Raw genomic sequence first — 17,185 nt, 5'->3', positions numbered from 1 at the left:
AATGGAGCCGCTTAATTAATATCGCTCCATGTAACGCCATCCTCATCGCGGCCATTAAACGTATTGCCTTCAATGACAACGTCGGCACAGCCCTGTAACCGAATGGGAGGACGCACGTTATTACGATCCTCTCCTGCCGACGTCGCCTGTTCAAGTCGATTGTTGACGAAATGCAATCCCTGCGTACTCTTCGCCTGCAGAACATGATCGCCCTTCATGTAAAACTCGTTGCTCTCGATGACAATATTTCGATGGACCGGTGTATCTGCATCGATATGCTCGTTCTCCGGCAAGATGCCGATCACCGGCTCGCCGCACGCGATAAACCGATTGCCGCGAATCGTCACGTCGGTGACCATGCCCGATTCGTACCAGCTGGCCGCATCGTCCGCGATCAGGATGCCGCTCATCGCCATCCGATCGAATTCGTTGTCTTCGATGACGACTTTGCGGCGCGTCGTCATCAATACACCGCGGGTCGGAATGCGAGCGAATCGATTGCCGCGAATTTCGACCTCCGGCGTCCATGTCGCGTTTTCCACGACATCCCTTGGCTCGATCGAGTCGGGCGCAGGATGCTCCAGCGTCAGCAGCGTTTCCCTCGGATTCAATAATTGAGCCGTCTTCACGGAATTGCTGGCATAAACAAGCAACGAGGTTTCGCGGACGAAGTCGATCTCGTCGCCAGGGTGAAACGCTTGGAATCCATAGCTCTGCCCATGCATGAACCGGACGATCAACTGATCGGGCGCCGGTCTGCCGACAATGCGCAAATGCGTGCCGTGCACGTTAATCGGATCGTCGTGCGCCCCTTCGAACAAGCTGTTCAGTACCGTAATTTTCCCGCGGCAGCCCGACAGATGAAGGAAGTCGGCGAATGCAGCCGCTGTCCGGCCGGAGTTCGGACGAGGGGCAAGCGTAATTGCGTCGAATACGAGATTTTCACTGTATTGACCGACGATGCCAAGTCCATGCATGAAATGCATCCCGACCCGCTTCAGCTTCACGTTGCGACTTTCGTTGATGAACGCGCCGACTTGATCGCGGATGCCGTCGCGCATCTGGAACGTATGTCCGACGGCGGCAACCGGCGGCTTCTCGAAATGAAAACGAAGCCGACCAGGTTCCAGTTCCTCAATCTTCGTAGCGATCGTTGCGGGATTCGGCACTCGCCATGTCGTATTGTTGGACGGATCGTATTGCTGCGCCGGGCCATGGGTGAACCGCCAGCCCTGACCAACCCACTCCAAGCTTCCTTGCTCCAGTTCGTACCAGCTGTCGGGATGCACGCGAACGTCCATCGTCAGGTCGCCGACAGCCTCCACCGTCATCTCCGACATCGTCGGCCGTACATAATCGGTGTTCAAGTTGCGGATCTCGATTTGATCGCAGCCGATGACCCCGATCAGCGTCATTTTGCCGTGGAACATCAACAACGAGCCGTTGCCCTCGATCGTCACATCGCTCATGTCTTTCAGCAAGATGCCGAACGTTTTCGTGACGTCCGGATTTTCTTCCTCCGTCGTCGTATTGGAAATATAATAAGGAGCTCGAATCGCATGTTCCGGGTAAAGATCGTACCGGCCATAAGGAAAATCAATGATAACGGGTCCTGTCGCCAGAGCTGCGGCGGCAATGGCTCGCTGCACGGCTTGCATGGCATCTGCCCCGGAATCGGGTCCGGCGCCGTAATCGGTTACACGAATCATCGTCGCGGCAGGCGACGGTTGAAGCTCGTTCATCGGAAACTCACATCCTTCGTCGTTGATGGAAACAGCCTATACTTCCCATATTGTGAATGATCCTGCTTTAAACGGCAAGAGGCTTATTCTAAAAGAAAATGAGAGTTTTGCACCGGGGCAAATTTGAAATTTCGACATTTTCATGCAACAAAACAAACGGCCGGAATACAATATGGGCATATACCTATCGCAGCAAAGCTTGGCAGTGATCAGGCGGGAGGGTTCACATTGATCCTAGGGCAGCAGAAAGCATGCGTCATTTTTAACAAATTGTTCGTGAACAATATCGAGAATTCTTCCGGCATATTTATCGGGACGAATCAAGCGTTCGGCTGGTCGAATTACAGCAAGAGCAATCAGGGCTTCGGCACCCTCAGCAATGCTGCGCTGACAAACGTGGTCAGCGTCGTGCAGGATCCCGATTTCATCGATACGCCGATCGAAGATGTCAGAACGATTACGCTTGCCGAATCAAGCCATTCGATGCAGCAAAGCGCCATCGATTTTAACGCCATCCATGCGAATTCCATAACCAACGGTTCGGCATTGGACTTGGGAGACAACAAGCAATTAGGGTGGAGAAGTTCCCGGAAAACGAATTACGGATTCGGCAAAAGCTTGGGCGGCAACCGGGTTCAGCAAGTCGCCAGCGTTACTTTTGACGATGACGCGGTTGACGCGCCTGTTCATTATAAAGGAACCATCATAGAAAACGCCAGCAGCGCAGAGAAGAACATTCGAATTTCCCAGAAAAAAGCCGATGTCGATTCTTAGATTAGGATTTCCGTTTCATACACGATTTTTAAACCTGTAACCCTCAGGCATGAGCGGAATATGATAAAAGCAATAGGCCTCTATCGGGGGTGAACAATTTGGCCGTTTTTATTTCATTGGCGAACGGAGCAATCAACGTAAATACATTAAATAGAGGAAGCGTCATTGCGATCGGGGAAGTGTCGCAGCCGGGTTGGAATCAAAATGGCAAGTCGAACTACGGGAACGGCCAATTATACGGCGCTAACATCGAAACCGGCTTTGTGACCACTCTTTTTGATAACGATCTTATCGATAATCCGATCACCGGAGTGGATCCCGCAACATCGATTCAAGGCCCCAACTAGGATAAGAAGCGACATGAGATCGTGAAAGGAGAATTGAGGTGAGCAACAAGCAACAAGAGCCTTGCACCCGATGCAACAAAATCCCGAACGAAAACGATAAATACTGCACCGATTGCGGCGCTCCCTTGCAAAATCGCTGTTCTGACGAACCCGGAATATTAAAAAAGGGATGCTCGTTTCTAAACAAGCAAGATGCGGCTTATTGCGCCAAGTGCGGGGAACCTACGATGTTTCTCCTTCACGGGCTGATTACGCCCGCATATAAAAATATGAATAAACCGGTATTCGGCTTCGTGAATCAATGGCAACAAGGCATGAATCATGAACAACGGGGGAAAAGACGGTATGAATAACGGCCAAAATCCGATCAAGCATTGGCGGGAGCTGCAAAAATCGTTGATTCAACAAATGCCTCTGCCTGCCGGAAGTACCGGTATCGACAATTTCGTGCATAAAGCAATCAAAAACTTCATGCAGCACTCGCTGCCTCATCAGGCAGCCTATCCCCTGTTTTCGGCTGAAAACGAAGTCGAATGCGATTTGTTTGAAAGTCAACGAACCATATTTGTTCGGTGTAAAGTTCCAAATGAAGCATCCAAACGCGTTCGATTTTTTGCGAACAAAAATAAGCTGAAAATCGACTGCTCCGGAAACATCCAGGAAATCCCGCTGCCAAGCGATGTACAGCCCGTTCGGTCGTTCGCCAGAATGGACGGAGATGTCGTGGAAGTTCTTTTGCCCAAAACACGCGATGCCGAACCGTTCCACGAAATAATGATCCGTGAGTAGGCGTAGGCGCAACCGGACAGCTGATCTCGGCCGACAGCGAGCCGTTTCCAGCCCGGTATCGGGGAACCTGGGACGTCCCCTTGCCGCGCTGCTCCAAATTGGACAAGCTTGCCGTTTATGCACGGAGAATCATTTTGCTTCCGGAACATATACATAATTAATGATCGAAGCTACCTGGCAGAGGTGGTGATGAAAGTTGGAGGACAAAAAAAGACAACAATCGATGAAAGATTTGAATACATTTCAAAAGCAAGCCAGCGAAGTGTTGGGAGAAGAGTTTTGGCAGGATATCGCCGTTCTTCTTCCCAATGCGGGGCCGCGCATCGATATTTATCATACTCCGACAACTGTCGTTGTTCTTGCGGAATTGCCCGAGCTTAGATCCCCGGAGCAAATCGGCATCTTTCTCGACGGACAAACGCTGGTGCTGGAAGGAGAGATTCCTTGCATGTACCCCGTTACGGAGAATCGAATTTCCCAGAATGAACGTTTCTTCGGAACGTTCCGGCGTTCCTTGCCGATGCCCCATCCGGTTTCCAAAGATAACGTCAACGCCAAATATAGCCGAGGGCTGCTGATCATTGAGCTGCAGATCGAAACTTCCGCGCAGCAAACCCAGATCCCGATTGATTTCTCTTAGCGAGGTGGATAAGCGATGGTACGAATCCAATTTCACGACCTTCGGATCGGAACGGTTTCCGGCTCGTCAGGAATATTCCAGGGCAGAAATTTTCAGTGGAAATATAAAATTGCCGCGAAACAAAACCTCGCCTTCGGAACAGTGAACGGGCGGCAGTGCGTCATTTCCGACTTTCGGGCGTCTTTGGACGACGGCGATCGAATCGACGCTCAATCCAGCATCAAAACACGTCAGACGTGATATGATGTTTTGGAAAAAAAGAACCCCTCCATCCCCAGCACTAATCAAAGAAATGGATAGACGGTTTCAAGATTTAAACCTCCGGTTCAGCAAAATCGAACAATCGCTTGATCAACTTCGAAACAATACGACAACGATTAACATTGAAAATGTTCATATCCATCAACCGGTACTGGAAAAAATGGAATATCGTCTGGACAGCCTGGACATCGAGCAGTTAAGCGGTTCGTTAAATCTGGGAAACAACTTCGGCGCCAAAATCGACCCGGCCTCTTCTTCTTCGGCATCGAGCTTGCGGCCCAAAACAGATGCTTCCGTACCGTCCGAGGATCGCCTGCAAAAACATGCGGCCCCGTCCCCGAAGCCGGCTGACGAAGCTTTGCCGGGCCTGCTGCGCACGCAGACCGGTTACCGGTTAACAAGGAACTGACCTGACATCTCCCTAGGATCGGAGGTTATGGATATGTCTTCATTTTTATCGCCGCAATTCGTGATCGGATCGATCCATATCGGCTCCGTCGAGAACGCTTCCTGCATCAATATGGGCAATAACTGGCCGACCGGCTTCGAGAGCCATCAGAAGCTTACGCAAGGTTTCGGTTCGGTAAGCGGGGATCGCAACGTTGTTTCCGGCGTTCGCTCTCTTCTGAACGATTCCGATTTTTTGGATATGCTGAACATTTCGGATTCCGAGGCGCCGGAATGGCTTCAGAAATTGATCGTCTCCGCGAATGAACCGCAACTGCATGCGGCAGAGCCGGAGATCGGAAAAATGCAGGAATAATAACCCCACAAAAAAAAGGGGCTGTCCGGTCCGAAATGACCTGACAGCCCTTATGCATGCTCCGAACGGCAGCCGGATTATGAGCGCAAACGGAACGTCGCCGTCACCGCCGCATGATCGGAAGGATAATGCACCGGATGGCCAGCGATGGCGGACGCGTCCACCACCGAAAGCGCCTTTCCTTTGTAATAAATGAAATCGATCCGGTCGGCCATGCTCGTGTGCGAGGCCGGATCCGCCGGCCAAGTCGTCGCCGGGTCCGCAAGCGGATCGGGATGAATTTCCCGGTACGCGTCGCGGAACCCTTCGCCCAGCATCGCAACGCTCTGCGGGAACGAATAAGCGTAGCCGTTATGAAGCCCCTTCGTCGCTTTCGTCCAATCAAGATGCGATCCGCTGTTGAAATCGCCGCAAACGAACAGCGGGACGGAGTCGGCTTCCGCGATATGAGCTTCTATACCCGTAATGATCTTCAGCAGCTCGGGCATCCGGTTTGTATGCTCGCCTTGAATAAAAGCTTCCTCGGAAATGCGCTCCGGCTTCTTCATGTCGGCCCAATAATCCGGCAGCCAGTGGAGCCAGAGCGTGTATAACCGGATCGTCTGGCTGGGGCTCAGCAAAATTTCGGCCCCTCCGCAATGAAACGGTTCGAAGACGCGATACGTTTCGCCGATCGGATACCGGCTCATGATCGACAGATTGGAGCTGCGCAGGTAGAAATAATACCCGAGCCGATCTGCGATAATCGGTCCGGAGCCGTACGTTTCCTGCATGGAAATTACGTCGGCGCCGGAGTCGCGGATGACGTCGATGACGCGCTCGACGCCGATTTCTTTGCCCGACTCCCTGCCGCCGTTCCAGATGTTGAAGTTCATCGCTTTAAGATCCGAGACCGCTCTCTCGCCAGTCACAGCAACTTTGCCCGAGAGTGAGGCGACTTCTGCGGCCGACAGCACGCGATCGTAGAAGGAGACGTCGCTTACCGTTCCGTAGAACGCGGTTTTTTCGGCTTCATCTTCCGCCTTGGCGGCACTGCCGCCGATCCACACTTGCGCCGCATCGTTCAGTCCGCTTAAGCCTCCTGCATCATAAATGGCGACATTCAAGCCGTCATAATACAGCCGGACTTCAGCCTTCTCGGCGCTGTAGCTGAACGCAACTTGCTTGGCCGCTTCGCCTCGGATCGATTGACGCCGCGGAGTCGGGCTATAATCATAACCAGCTCCGCCCCCGCCCGCTTTCCAAAACCATGCCCCGTTCGCCTGAACGCCGATCCTCCAGCCCGTTTCGCCTTGCTCCCCCGGGACGGCAGCGGTTACGATATCGTACGCTTCCGCCGAATGCGATACCGCGGCGGCCTGCAGCACAACGGTGAAATCACCGTTATGCCCGGGCAGCGGATGGTCGATGACAAGCGGCAAACGTTTTTTGATTCGTCCGGTCAGATCGTGGCCGATCGCGGTTTGCACCCCGCCGTCGCGGGACAACCTCCATATCGAATCCCTCATATTCGTTCTCCTCGCTGCAACCGCAGCCTTTTCCATCGTTTATTTAACGGCGACTTGAACTTCTTCCGGACGGTAAACCGCACGCAGTTGGCCTGCGCTGTCGGTTGCGAACATGACGGTACGTTCTTTCTCCACCATAAACGAATACGATTTGCCGGTCGCAGGATCCGTCACTTCGATCTCGCTGTCCACCGCGTATTCCGATACGAAAATAAACAACGCGCCTTGCGCAAAAGTCAATTTGCGGCCGTAGATGCCCGCCAAATCGCCGCCAACGTTCCACTTCAGCTCCGCCTCTACGCCTGCACGGTTCATTGCGTAGCCATATAGCTCCGTCAGCGCCGATGTGCGTTCGTTCAGCTCTACCGGCAACGGGCTCCACAGGAGCGTGCCTTTGCCGATCGCCGCTTCGCGCAGCTCGACCGGGCCTTTGCTTCCGCCGATCGCATATTCCTTGCACACCTGGGCGATCCGCTCCCCGCCGAACGATACCGGTACGCCCCGGCCGTTCACGGACAGCAATTCCTCGCGCAGCACGTTGCCGATTTCCCGCTCGCCGAATTCGGCGGTTAACCGAAGTTTCGGCTGCCAGTAGGTGTCCAGGCTGATCGGCCCGGTGAACAGCAGCGTGCCGCCGTTCTCGCGAATATGCGCAAGCAGCGCGTCGAGCGCCTCGTCGCTGAAGTTGTGTGCCGAAGGAACGATGATCAGCTTCGGCGCCGTTTGGTCGGCGAGTGCCTGCAGATGGTATTCGCCCATCGCCCGGAACGGCACGTTCATCTCGTACGCGAGCGTACGGGCCAGCTTTTGCGTGCCGCCTACCGCCATCGCGCGGTTCGAGAAGTCGTTCGAATAAGGGAAAATCGCCACGACCTCCTCCAGCTTGCGGTCCACGAACAGGTCGCCGATTTGCGCCATGAACCGGCCGAAATCGTACGAAACGTCCGCTTCCGGTTTCTCCGTGCCGTCCGCGCGCAGCGCGCCGATGTTCGATTCGTTGACGTTATCCATATGGTAATTGATGTTCCATATCCATTGCACCGCCCCGGCGCCGCCGGTCGAGAACGTATACGCGTATTTGCGCTCCAGAATGTTGCGGAGCTCCTCTTCCGATCGTTTCGCGCGTCCGTCCGGTGTCTCGACGTACATGATGCCCGTTTCCTGAATCATATTCGGCTTGTACGGCGTTTTCGTGAAGATGCCGTCCCACACGAGATAATCCATCATCCACCAGGAGTGGCACGTCGTATAATCAACCGCTTCCGCGTAGAAGAACGGAGACGGACGCTGCATCGCCAAGGCTTCGTCTTGGCCGACGGTCACGAGCTGGCTCGGCTGCACATCCTTGATTGCTTTCGTCAGGTTGCTCGCCCAGCCGTTATGAACGTCTTGGGTGAACAACACAAAATCAAGCCACTTCATGCTGCGGCGCGGTTGAATCGGCGTCGTGCCGAAGTTGATTTCGCTGCGCTCCGGCGCCCGCACGCTTTCGAAGCTCGGCAGCTCCTGCGCCGTCATGTTCCAGCGCTCGCGAAGCGTATCGATATCGCCGTGGCGTTCCTTCAGCCAAGCCGCAAACGCCGCCTGCTCGAATGGATCCTGCGCCGCGTTCGGCACCCACAGCCGCTTCGGATCGTTCATCGACGGTTCGTTGATCAAATCCCACTGCACGTTCGTCGTGTGGATGTGGCGCTCCACGACCGATGTGATCAAGCGCTTCTGCGCTTCGACGCTGCGCGGATCGAGGTATGGATTGACACCCTCCCACAGCTCCGGCGTAAAGGCGAAGAAGTTGAACGTCACTTCGAGATCATGCTTTTTGGCCGTCAAAATAAACGCATCGATCGCGCGAAGCACTTCTTCGTACGGATGGCCGTCCATGAACATGACGCTTTTGAACGCCGTCCACAAGCCCGTCCGGATGAAGTTGATGCCGGCCTTTTTCATTTGGGCCATGTCACGGTCCCATACGCTGACGTTCGGGAGCAGCAAATATTTGCGCGCCACGTCGGAAGCCATGTACGTCATGCCGACGATCGGCAGCGGCTTGCCGTTTTTGACGAAATAATCGCGTCCGGCCGACAACGGTTCTCCCGATTGCAGCAGCTCCTCGTCCCTGCCCCAGATGCCCTGGCGCAGCACGCGCGTTTCGCCGCTATCCGCGGTTGCAATGCATTCAATGCTGTAATAACCGGCTTCCATCGCAAAAGGCAGCTTGATCCGGTGATGGCGCAGCAGCGGGGAGCCTTGCATCGTAAATTCCGTTTCGAACAACACGCCGCCGGTACCTTCCTTGGCAATTTGAAGGCGGAACGTCCACTCGCCATTCTTGACCGCACCGAGCTTCAGGCTTTGCAGATGAAGCGACAATGTCGCGCGCTCGCCCGGCTCATACGTCACGAAGTTCGGCTTCAGCCACATTTCGGTGACGCCCCGCGCGCTGAAGTTCGCCAGCTCGGTCAACAAGGCGCCGCCGTCGCCGTTCCAGAACGCCGCGCCGACCGTTTGGTTCACGAATACCCAGCGCGTGCCTGCGAATTTGCCTTTCGTATTCTCGAGCAATACCGCAGGTGCCGCTACCTCGCGATCATCGCGCGAAATCCCTTTGAGCAGCGGATACAGGTGAGCATCCATCGGACCGGCCGAGCCGTCGTCCGTCGGCACGTCTTTCGTCCGGGTGACATGCAGCACGAGGCTGTGCGTCGGCTCCACCGTGAACAACGATTCTTTGCCTTGGAGCAGCGGAATTGCGTCATACGCCGCAAAATGCCGGATCGGCTGCGGATTGACCGGGTTCGCCTCGTGAATTTGAAGATATTGATGGAATGCCGTCTGACGTCGCTCGACGACCCATTCTCCGTTCGCGCGACCTACGGGATACTGGAACGGCGCGCCGCCGATATTGACGAAGCCGCCCTTCCGGTTAATGAATCGAACGATCGCATTCCAAGACGCTTTCGGAAAATACGGTCCATGCAAATGAATGAAAGATTCCGTCTGCTCGTTAGCCAAAGCTTGCTCCAGCCCGCTTGCATCGACAACGACGGCGTCGGATCCAAAGTTCAGCTGAGCCGTGTCGGGACGTTCGCCTGCGTACGGGAAAGACGGATCATAAAAAACAACGATAGATTTCATCGGAACGCTCCTTTTATTTTGTTTGTTTTGTTAGGTGAACTGCAGCAACGCTATGCGAAATGTATCGAAAAGAAAGCGATCCGTCAATAGCGAATCCATGTCAAATCGGGCACTTCCGGGCCGCTGGCCGACCATTGACGCAATACGGCGCTGCACGGCCGCCGCGGGCCTGCGAAATACGCCGGTTGCATTGCGCAAATCGAAACCGCATAGTAAGATGTCGGTATATATGGTTTTGTTATATTTGTTAGTTATATGAGGTGCTTGGATGAGCAAAAAAGTAACCATGCAGCAAATCGCCGATCAGCTTGGCTTGTCCAAGTTTTCCGTATCCCAGGCGTTGTCCGGTAAACCCGGCATCAGCGAAGGGACGCGGCAATTGATTTTGCAAACCGCCAAAACGTTAGGCTACCGTGCCGCCAATAAAGGCAATGCGGAATCGATCGCCGCAGCGGCGCAAGCCCAGGACGAACGCGAGGTCAAACCGTTTATTCTCGTTTGGGTGAAGTCGACGCGGCTGAAGGAACCCTCCTTCTGGGAAAAAGTGATGTTAGGCATCATGAATGGGTGCGCCGAATTCGGCTGGGAGCATTTGATCGTCCCCGTCCAGGAGGAAAGCAAAATGGAAATTTCCATTCCTCCCTACATCAATCGAGCTTCTTGTGTCGGAGGTATCGTGCTCGGCACCTATCCTGCCCAGACCATATTGCCGATCAAACATTCCGGACTGCCGCTTGTCCTTGTCGATCATGCGGACCCGCTTGCCGATCTGGATTGTGTCGTCAACGCCAACATCGAGGCTTCCAAGATGGTATGCCAGCGGCTCATCGCGCTCGGCTGCAGCTCGTTCGTTTTTGTCGGCAACGACACGTTCGCCGTCAGCTTTCGCGAGCGGTGGTGGGGCTGCAGAATGGCCGTCGAAGAACTTGGAGGCAAAACCGGGGCCATTACGTTGAAGAAATGGGGCCTGAACTACCGCAACGAAGAGATTATCACGGAGTATTTGGAAAGAAAGCTCGATCAAACGCCGCAAGGCGAACTGCCGGACGGATTTATATGCGCGAACGACCGGATTGCGCTCGAGCTCATCTCTTGTTTGAAGAAACGAGATATCGCCGTTCCGGGGCGCTGCCGTGTCGTCGGCTTCGACAATATCGAAAGCGCGGCGTATGCGACGCCAGCATTAACGACCGTGCATCTAGGCAAGGAGGAGCTAGGCTACAGGGCGGTCGAAACACTGGATCGGCGCGTCAGGCGTCCCGGCAGCCCAAGCGAAACGATCGTGCTGAACGCTCGCCTCGTCATCCGCGATTCCGGATGAATTTGGATCGTGAAGCCAGTTGGCCGGGCAATTTTTTCATGATAGTCAAACGTTATGAACATGATTTTCCGACAAATGTTATATAGGCATATGAGACGAACGTGAACAATGGAGGGATTCCGAGGTGGCACAATCCGCGATCGACCTGGCTCCGCAAGGCAAAATATTAATCGTCGAGGATGAGCCGGAAATTCGCGATTTGGTGCGGCTGTACTTGCATAACGGCCGGTTCGCGACGATCTCCGCCGAAAACGGCGGCGAAGCCATCCGGCTGCTGGAGCAAGAGCAGCCCGATCTGATTCTGCTCGATATTCTGCTGCCGGACACCGACGGACTTTCGCTGTGCAAAGAAATCCGCAAACGAAGCGGCGTGCCGATCATATTTTTGACGTGCAAGCGCGATGCGGACGATATCGTGAATGGCTTGGATACGGGCGGGGACGACTACATGACGAAGCCGTTCGATCCCGTCGTCTTGGTAGCGCGGGTGAAAGCCCATTTGCGCCGCGCGGGAATGAAGGAAATTCCGAAGGAAGAATCGATTTGGCAGGACGACCGGCTCTCGGTCAATTGGAAAAACTTCGAGGTTCATGTCGCGAATCAGCCCGTGCCGTTGTTCGCCAAGGAACGCCAACTGCTGCTGTATCTCGTTCGCCACGCGAACCAGGTGTTCAGCGTGGAACAGCTGTACGAGCACATCTGGGGCTGGGACAGGGAAAGCGACGAAAGGACCGTTATGGTTCACATCAGCAATTTGCGCAAAAAAATCGAAGCCGATCCAGCCAATCCGAAATATATCGTAACGGTTCGCGGTTTCGGCTACAAATTCAGCACGGAAACTTCTTCGTAGCGTTGCCCTCGGTATTTGCGCCGCTTCCGTTTTAAGACGATAAGAGCCTCTATGCACATTTTTCGTGCAAGGAGGCTCTTGTTGCTTAAGGTCAAGGTGCCGTAAATTGTCTTAGCGCCAAAGTCTGGCGATGTTGCTCATCTTTTCGTACAGCAGCCGCTCGGCGCCTGCGATCGATTGTTCCACCGACATCGGACCGCTGGCAATGGCGTGCATGCTGTCAAAATGCGGATAAAGCATGTCCGCGTCTTCCAGCGCACCGGAGACGAGCAGCGTGCGGACGCCGTGCTTGCGAGCGAGCCCGGCGACATAGAACGGCGCCTTGCCGTTTAACGCCTGGCGGTCGGTCTTGCCTTCGCCGGTGATGAGCCAGTCGCAGCCGCCGAGCCGCTGCTCGAGCCCCACCGCGGCGGCGACCAGTTGCGCGCCGGGGGAGATCGCGCCGCCGAGCGCGAGCAGCGCGAAGCCGAGCCCGCCGGCGGCTCCCGCCCCCGGGGCGTCGCTCAGGCGCGCGCCACCGCCGAGGGCCGCTTCGACGCGGCGGGCGTACGCGGCCAGCGCCTCGTCAAGCGCAGCGACCTGCTCTTGCGTGGCGCCCTTCTGCGGCCCGTACACGCGGGACGCGCCGCGCTCGCCGCACAGCGGGTTGTCGACGTCGCTGGCGATGGATAGCGACGCTTCGCACACGCGCGGGTCGAGTCCCGCGAAGTCGACGCTGCGCACCGCCGCGAGCGAGGCGGCGACCGGCGCGACGTCAGCGCCGGCGCTATCTGCGAAGCGCACGCCAAGCGCCTGCAGCAGGCCGAGGCCGCCGTCGTTAGTCGCGCTGCCGCCGAGGCCGACGATCAGCCGGCGGTAGCCGCGGTTCAGCGCATCGCGGATGCATTCGCCGACGCCGTACGTCGTCAGCGGCAACGGGTTGCGCCGCTCGGCCGGCACCAGCGTCAAGCCCGCCGCGGCGGCGGCTTCGATCACGGCCGTTTCACCGTCCGCAAGACCGGCGTAGACAGCCTGAACCGGTTCTCCTTCCGGTCCCGTGACGCGTGTCGTGATGCGGGTGCCTTCGGTTCCCCGCAGGAAGGCGTCCACCGTCCCTTCTCCTCCGTCGGCGATCGGCACGACGTCCGTGACCGCCGCGGGCATTTCCATCATAATCGCTTTCCGTATCGTCTCCGCCGCTTGAACCGATGACAAACTCCCTTTGAAGGAGTCCGGGGCAATGACAAATTTCATCTGCACACTCCCTCAGGCTTCACGGCGGCACGGCCGTTCAGCGTTTAGTGGGGGCCGCGTGCCGCGCCGTATTCCGTTCCGCACGGGCCGCTGTCCTTGTTTCCTTCCAGTGTAATCACTTCGCCGTCGATTGTATACAAAGGATTGTAAAATTCACCGATTTTCGTCGTCGAAATGCCGGTATAGTGGCAAATAAACGCACGGCGGAAGCGGTCCTTCGATTCGTTCGGATACGAGCCGTGGATCACGCTGCCATTGAAGAACAAGACGTCCCCCGCTTCCATGATCGCCGGCACGCTCGACAACCCGGACGGAATGTCGACCTCTTCTGTCGTAAACGAAACCTCGGGGTCGGCGGCATGCGGACATTGAACGTCCAGCTTATTCGACTGAGGCACGATGACCATGCCGCCATTGTCCATATCGGCGGCGTCAACGGCCAGCCATGCGGCGATGCACGTTCCCGGCTCGACTTTCAAATAGAAGTTGTCTTGATGCAGCGCCTGCCCTTTCGCGCCCGGCGGCTTGAAATAAAACATGCTTTGCGCGGCCAGCGGCTCCTCGCCGAACAAATCGGCCAGCCGGCTCATGATGTGAGGGTGCAGCATCATGTCGCGTGCATAATCGTTAAAGCGGTGTGGATGCATAATGCGTGGATATTGCTTCAAAATGTTTCCTTCCGCTTCCTCTTCGGACACCGGATGAAAATAACCCGGAACCGGTCCTGCCGCGTGAATGCCCATAAACGTATCCCGAAGCGTCCGCATCTCCTCGTCGCTAAATACATGTTTGACGATCAAATATCCATTCTCATGAAACTGCTGCACCTGCTCCGGCGACAGCACTCCTTTTCGCAATCCTTCAGCCATGTCCATTCCCTCCAAAGTTCAATTGTCACTAGATCCGTGATACAATCAGTGTATAAGGAACCGTACCGGAAAGGAATGTTTTGCATGGTCGACAACTTGCACAATTCTGCTGCAAGCTCTAAGAACGCTACAGTTAGGACTGGGATTGGGACTGGGTATGAAAAATTACCGGATTTGATCGACGGCTCGACACCGGCGCCGCCTCCCGGCATTCTCGTCGCGGGTCATTTCGACATGCCGTACGGCTATTTCGCGACCCGTCCGTCGGGCACGCGGGACTGGCTTATTACGCTGACCTTCGCCGGGAGCGGCTCGTATCGTTTCGGCGGCAAAGATTATGTATGCCGTGCCGGAGATGTCGCCATCCTCTCGCCAGGCACGCCTCACGATTACAGAACTTCGGCCCCGGAGCAATCGTGGGACTTCCAATGGGCTCATTTCGTGCCACGTCCGCATTGGGCGCAGTGGCTTCAATTCACGGAAACGGAACGCGGCTTCGTTCATCTCCACATCGCCGACGATGCCGTACGCGCTCGCATCGGCGCCGCCTTCGGCCGCGTCGTTGCCGACAGTGTCGGCCAAGGAGCGCTAACGGAAGAGCTTGCCTTAAACGCTCTGGAAGAAATCGTACTGCTGCTTCAACGCACCGACCCGGGCGGGGAACGGCAGCCGGTTGATCCGCGGATCAGCCAAACGCTGGAGGCGATGGCACGAAATCTCGCCGACGACATTACCGTGCAATCGCTTGCCAAGCTCGTCCATCTGTCGCCTTCACGGCTCGCCCATCTATTCAAGGAACAAACCGGCGATTCGGTTATGGAAACCGTTCAGAAGATGCGGCTTCGCCAAGCAGCCCGGCTGCTGGAGTATACGCAGCGCCACGTTTCCGATATTGCCGGGGATGTCGGCTTTCATTCGCTGTATTATTTTTCCCGCCAGTTTTCCGCTTATTACGGCATGAGTCCTACCGCTTACCGCAAGGTGACGCAGCGGAACAAGGAGCAAGGAGCTTCGTCTGAAGCCATTCCCGCTATTGACGAATTCCCGCTCCAGGCGCACAATGGGAAGACCGACACACAAGGGTAGATGGCCGGCACGACGGATTAGATCTCGTTTATGAAAAAGACAAAAAGCCGTTTATCATATTACTCTACATTTTGTTTGATTGTATTTTGTACAATAGGTAAAACATTTCGCGCAGCTATAATTTGAATCTATTGTACTTTGTGCAGTCACTTCTCCTGCTTCGGACGAATACGGCAAAAAAAGCCGTCTCCCGTTGTACATTTTGCAATGAGAAGCTCTATTTTCTAAGTATAAGAGATATTCCATTGCACTTTTTGCAATGATGCGTTCTCCGAGATTCGAGTGTTTTCCATTGAACAACTTGCAATGAGCTGCTTAAGGTTTCGGGGAATAATTAGTTTTCCGCTGCACTTTTGCGATGATGCATTCCCCGTGATTCATGGGTTTCAGTTAACAATTACTATGAACAGCTTTTTTCCGAATATACGAGATCCATGAACTTTTGCAATGATGCACTCTCCCTGTATGCACTTTTTGCAAGAGAGAGTGTTGAACAAGTTGCAAAAAGTTCCTTAACGGAACAATAGGTGTTCATTAGCTTCTTGCATTGGGGATACAACGCTTCCAACATATGAACAACAAGGAGAGGAATGATCTCATCCATGCGGCATTCAACAGAACCGGCCGGCGGCGGCGCGAACTCTTCCGTCGCACTAGCTCCGACCGAGCATGCCGGCTTTATCGCCGTGACGCTTCTTTATTGGGCTTCTTTATACATCTATGTGCCGATTCTTTCTCCTTATGTGGAATCGCTCGGCGCCAGCCTCGCTTTTGTCGGCATCGTTCTAGGCAGCTACGGCTTCATGCAACTGCTCGTGCGGCTGCCGCTCGGCATCCTGTCAGACCGGATGCGCGTGCGCAAGCCGTTTATCGCCCTCGGGATGGCGACGGCCGCACTAAGCTGCATCTTGTTCGCGGCATCGCAGCAGCTTGGCTGGACTTTGGCGGCACGCGCCGTCTCCGGAATCTCCGCTTCGTGCTGGGTCGCGTTCACTGTGTTGTACGCAAGCTATTACGCAAAGCACGAAGCGACGAAAGCGATGGGCGTTATCAGCTTTTTGACGGTTGCAGGGCAATTGATCGGCATGGGATTAAGCGGCGTATTATCGCATTGGACCGGAACTGCATCGGTATTCTGGACCGGCGCCGCTATCGGCGTATCTGGACTTGCCGCATCGTTCTTCGTTAAGGAGCCGAAGGAAGGCGTATACCGCGAACCGATCCGAATGAAGGATCTCGCCCCCGTCATGAAGGAAGGCAGCTTGCTGAAGGCTTCCCTCCTGTCCGTACTCGCGCATTGCGTCTTATTCATCACGATGTTCGGCTTCACCCCTTCGTACGCCGCGACGCTGCATGCGGACGATCTTGATTTAAGCTTGCTCAGCATTGCCTTTATGGTTCCGCATGCGTTCGCCTCGCTTTACTCCGGGCGGCGGTTCGCTCCGCGCTGGGGCGCATGGAATGTCATCATGACAGGCTTTGCGATCAGCGCCGTCTGTACGGCCGCGATCCCTTTCATGCCGACGCTCGGCTGGCTAATGGCGACGCAAGCCGTGAACGGCCTTGCCCAAGGGCTGCACATGCCGCTGCTGATGGCGCTTGCGATTCAATCCGTCGAGCAGGACAAACGGGCGACCGCCATGGGATTTTATCAAGCCGTCTATTCGGCGGGCATGTTCGGAGGCCCGTTCATTGCCGGATGGCTGAACGAATCGTATGGCTTGGGCGGAGGATTTACATTCGGTACCGCAGCCGCCATAGCGGCATTCGGCCTTACTTTCGCCTGGACGAGAAGCACGGCCAAAGTCCGGCGCAACCATCTTAGCATGTGACGATCACCGCATCGTCCGAAACGAAAAAAGATCAT

Annotated in this window: 16 protein-coding genes; 11 read left to right on the top strand and 5 right to left on the bottom strand. The window is 55.3% G+C overall.

Going from position 1 to position 17,185, the window contains the following annotated elements:
• Positions 1-11 precede the first annotated feature (11 nt).
• Positions 12-1,742, bottom strand: coding sequence for a right-handed parallel beta-helix repeat-containing protein (locus AC0LWM_RS14850; RefSeq protein ID WP_474675740.1), 1,731 nt, complete (start codon positions 1,740-1,742; stop codon positions 12-14).
• A 228-nt stretch (positions 1,743-1,970) separates the two neighbouring features.
• On the opposite strand from AC0LWM_RS14850, the gene AC0LWM_RS14845 reads away from it, so the two are divergent.
• The 7 genes from AC0LWM_RS14845 (at position 1,971) to AC0LWM_RS14815 (ending at position 5,316) form a co-directional block, all read left to right on the top strand.
• The gene (locus AC0LWM_RS14845) at positions 1,971-2,516 is read left to right on the top strand and encodes a hypothetical protein (RefSeq protein ID WP_474675739.1); all 546 of its coding nucleotides are present in this window, start codon (positions 1,971-1,973) and stop codon (positions 2,514-2,516) included.
• 89 nt (positions 2,517-2,605) lie between these two features.
• Positions 2,606-2,863, top strand: coding sequence for a hypothetical protein (locus AC0LWM_RS14840; protein WP_474675738.1), 258 nt, complete (start codon positions 2,606-2,608; stop codon positions 2,861-2,863).
• A gap of 345 nt (positions 2,864-3,208) precedes the next feature.
• Positions 3,209-3,652 carry a CS domain-containing protein gene (locus AC0LWM_RS14835; RefSeq protein ID WP_474675737.1) on the top strand — a complete coding sequence of 148 codons (444 nt, stop codon included), beginning with the start codon at positions 3,209-3,211 and terminating at the stop codon, positions 3,650-3,652.
• A gap of 196 nt (positions 3,653-3,848) precedes the next feature.
• On the top strand, positions 3,849-4,292 hold the full coding sequence (locus AC0LWM_RS14830; protein WP_474675736.1) for an Hsp20/alpha crystallin family protein: 444 nt from the start codon (positions 3,849-3,851) through the stop codon (positions 4,290-4,292).
• 15 nt (positions 4,293-4,307) lie between these two features.
• A complete protein-coding gene (locus AC0LWM_RS14825; protein WP_474675735.1) occupies positions 4,308-4,532 on the top strand; it encodes a hypothetical protein in 225 nt (74 codons plus the stop codon).
• A 52-nt stretch (positions 4,533-4,584) separates the two neighbouring features.
• Positions 4,585-4,962, top strand: coding sequence for a spore germination protein GerPC (gene gerPC, locus AC0LWM_RS14820; RefSeq protein WP_474675734.1), 378 nt, complete (start codon positions 4,585-4,587; stop codon positions 4,960-4,962).
• Between the two features lie 33 nt (positions 4,963-4,995).
• Positions 4,996-5,316: a hypothetical protein gene (locus AC0LWM_RS14815; RefSeq protein ID WP_474675733.1), complete on the top strand. Its 321-nt coding sequence runs from the start codon at positions 4,996-4,998 to the stop codon at positions 5,314-5,316.
• A 77-nt stretch (positions 5,317-5,393) separates the two neighbouring features.
• On the opposite strand, the gene AC0LWM_RS14810 is transcribed toward AC0LWM_RS14815, so the two are convergent.
• Both AC0LWM_RS14810 and AC0LWM_RS14805 read right to left on the bottom strand, forming a co-directional pair.
• Complete coding sequence (locus AC0LWM_RS14810; protein ID WP_474675732.1) at positions 5,394-6,824, bottom strand: endonuclease/exonuclease/phosphatase family protein; 1,431 nt, start codon at positions 6,822-6,824, stop codon at positions 5,394-5,396.
• A gap of 39 nt (positions 6,825-6,863) precedes the next feature.
• The gene (locus AC0LWM_RS14805; protein ID WP_474675731.1) at positions 6,864-9,959 is read right to left on the bottom strand and encodes a beta-galactosidase; all 3,096 of its coding nucleotides are present in this window, start codon (positions 9,957-9,959) and stop codon (positions 6,864-6,866) included.
• Between the two features lie 268 nt (positions 9,960-10,227).
• On the opposite strand from AC0LWM_RS14805, the gene AC0LWM_RS14800 reads away from it, so the two are divergent.
• Complete coding sequence (locus AC0LWM_RS14800; RefSeq protein WP_474675730.1) at positions 10,228-11,280, top strand: LacI family DNA-binding transcriptional regulator; 1,053 nt, start codon at positions 10,228-10,230, stop codon at positions 11,278-11,280.
• A 124-nt stretch (positions 11,281-11,404) separates the two neighbouring features.
• Positions 11,405-12,130 carry a response regulator transcription factor gene (locus tag AC0LWM_RS14795; RefSeq protein WP_474675729.1) on the top strand — a complete coding sequence of 242 codons (726 nt, stop codon included), beginning with the start codon at positions 11,405-11,407 and terminating at the stop codon, positions 12,128-12,130.
• 111 nt (positions 12,131-12,241) lie between these two features.
• Here the strand turns inward: AC0LWM_RS14795 and AC0LWM_RS14790 are convergent, their stop codons facing one another.
• Positions 12,242-13,363 (bottom strand): glycerate kinase, encoded by a 1,122-nt coding sequence (locus AC0LWM_RS14790; protein WP_474675728.1) that lies wholly within the window; start codon positions 13,361-13,363, stop codon positions 12,242-12,244.
• A gap of 44 nt (positions 13,364-13,407) precedes the next feature.
• Positions 13,408-14,232 (bottom strand): phytanoyl-CoA dioxygenase family protein, encoded by an 825-nt coding sequence (locus AC0LWM_RS14785; protein WP_474675727.1) that lies wholly within the window; start codon positions 14,230-14,232, stop codon positions 13,408-13,410.
• A gap of 84 nt (positions 14,233-14,316) precedes the next feature.
• On the opposite strand from AC0LWM_RS14785, the gene araC reads away from it, so the two are divergent.
• Together araC and AC0LWM_RS14775 are read left to right on the top strand one after the other, a co-directional pair.
• On the top strand, positions 14,317-15,318 hold the full coding sequence (gene araC / locus AC0LWM_RS14780; protein ID WP_474675726.1) for an arabinose operon transcriptional regulator AraC: 1,002 nt from the start codon (positions 14,317-14,319) through the stop codon (positions 15,316-15,318).
• 602 nt (positions 15,319-15,920) lie between these two features.
• Complete coding sequence (locus AC0LWM_RS14775) at positions 15,921-17,150, top strand: MFS transporter (protein WP_474675725.1); 1,230 nt, start codon at positions 15,921-15,923, stop codon at positions 17,148-17,150.
• Positions 17,151-17,185: the final 35 nt, after the last annotated feature.

It is taken from the genome of Paenibacillus sp. sgz302148, from assembly GCF_056120465.1.
The sequence above is the reverse complement of the archived record's forward strand: the minus strand, read 5'-3'. Positions and strand labels throughout refer to the sequence as shown.

Coding starts and splice junctions, on each gene's coding strand:
- AC0LWM_RS14785 (WP_474675727.1), bottom strand. CDS start 14,232: ATGGCTGAAGGATTGCGAAAAGGAGTGCTGTCGCCGGAGCAGGTGCAG.
- AC0LWM_RS14850 (WP_474675740.1), bottom strand. CDS start 1,742: ATGAACGAGCTTCAACCGTCGCCTGCCGCGACGATGATTCGTGTAACC.
- AC0LWM_RS14835 (WP_474675737.1), top strand. CDS start 3,209: ATGAATAACGGCCAAAATCCGATCAAGCATTGGCGGGAGCTGCAAAAA.
- AC0LWM_RS14825 (WP_474675735.1), top strand. CDS start 4,308: ATGGTACGAATCCAATTTCACGACCTTCGGATCGGAACGGTTTCCGGC.
- AC0LWM_RS14800 (WP_474675730.1), top strand. CDS start 10,228: ATGAGCAAAAAAGTAACCATGCAGCAAATCGCCGATCAGCTTGGCTTG.
- AC0LWM_RS14810 (WP_474675732.1), bottom strand. CDS start 6,824: ATGAGGGATTCGATATGGAGGTTGTCCCGCGACGGCGGGGTGCAAACC.
- gerPC (WP_474675734.1), top strand. CDS start 4,585: ATGGATAGACGGTTTCAAGATTTAAACCTCCGGTTCAGCAAAATCGAA.
- AC0LWM_RS14775 (WP_474675725.1), top strand. CDS start 15,921: ATGCGGCATTCAACAGAACCGGCCGGCGGCGGCGCGAACTCTTCCGTC.
- AC0LWM_RS14805 (WP_474675731.1), bottom strand. CDS start 9,959: ATGAAATCTATCGTTGTTTTTTATGATCCGTCTTTCCCGTACGCAGGC.
- AC0LWM_RS14815 (WP_474675733.1), top strand. CDS start 4,996: ATGTCTTCATTTTTATCGCCGCAATTCGTGATCGGATCGATCCATATC.
- AC0LWM_RS14790 (WP_474675728.1), bottom strand. CDS start 13,363: ATGAAATTTGTCATTGCCCCGGACTCCTTCAAAGGGAGTTTGTCATCG.
- araC (WP_474675726.1), top strand. CDS start 14,317: ATGGTCGACAACTTGCACAATTCTGCTGCAAGCTCTAAGAACGCTACA.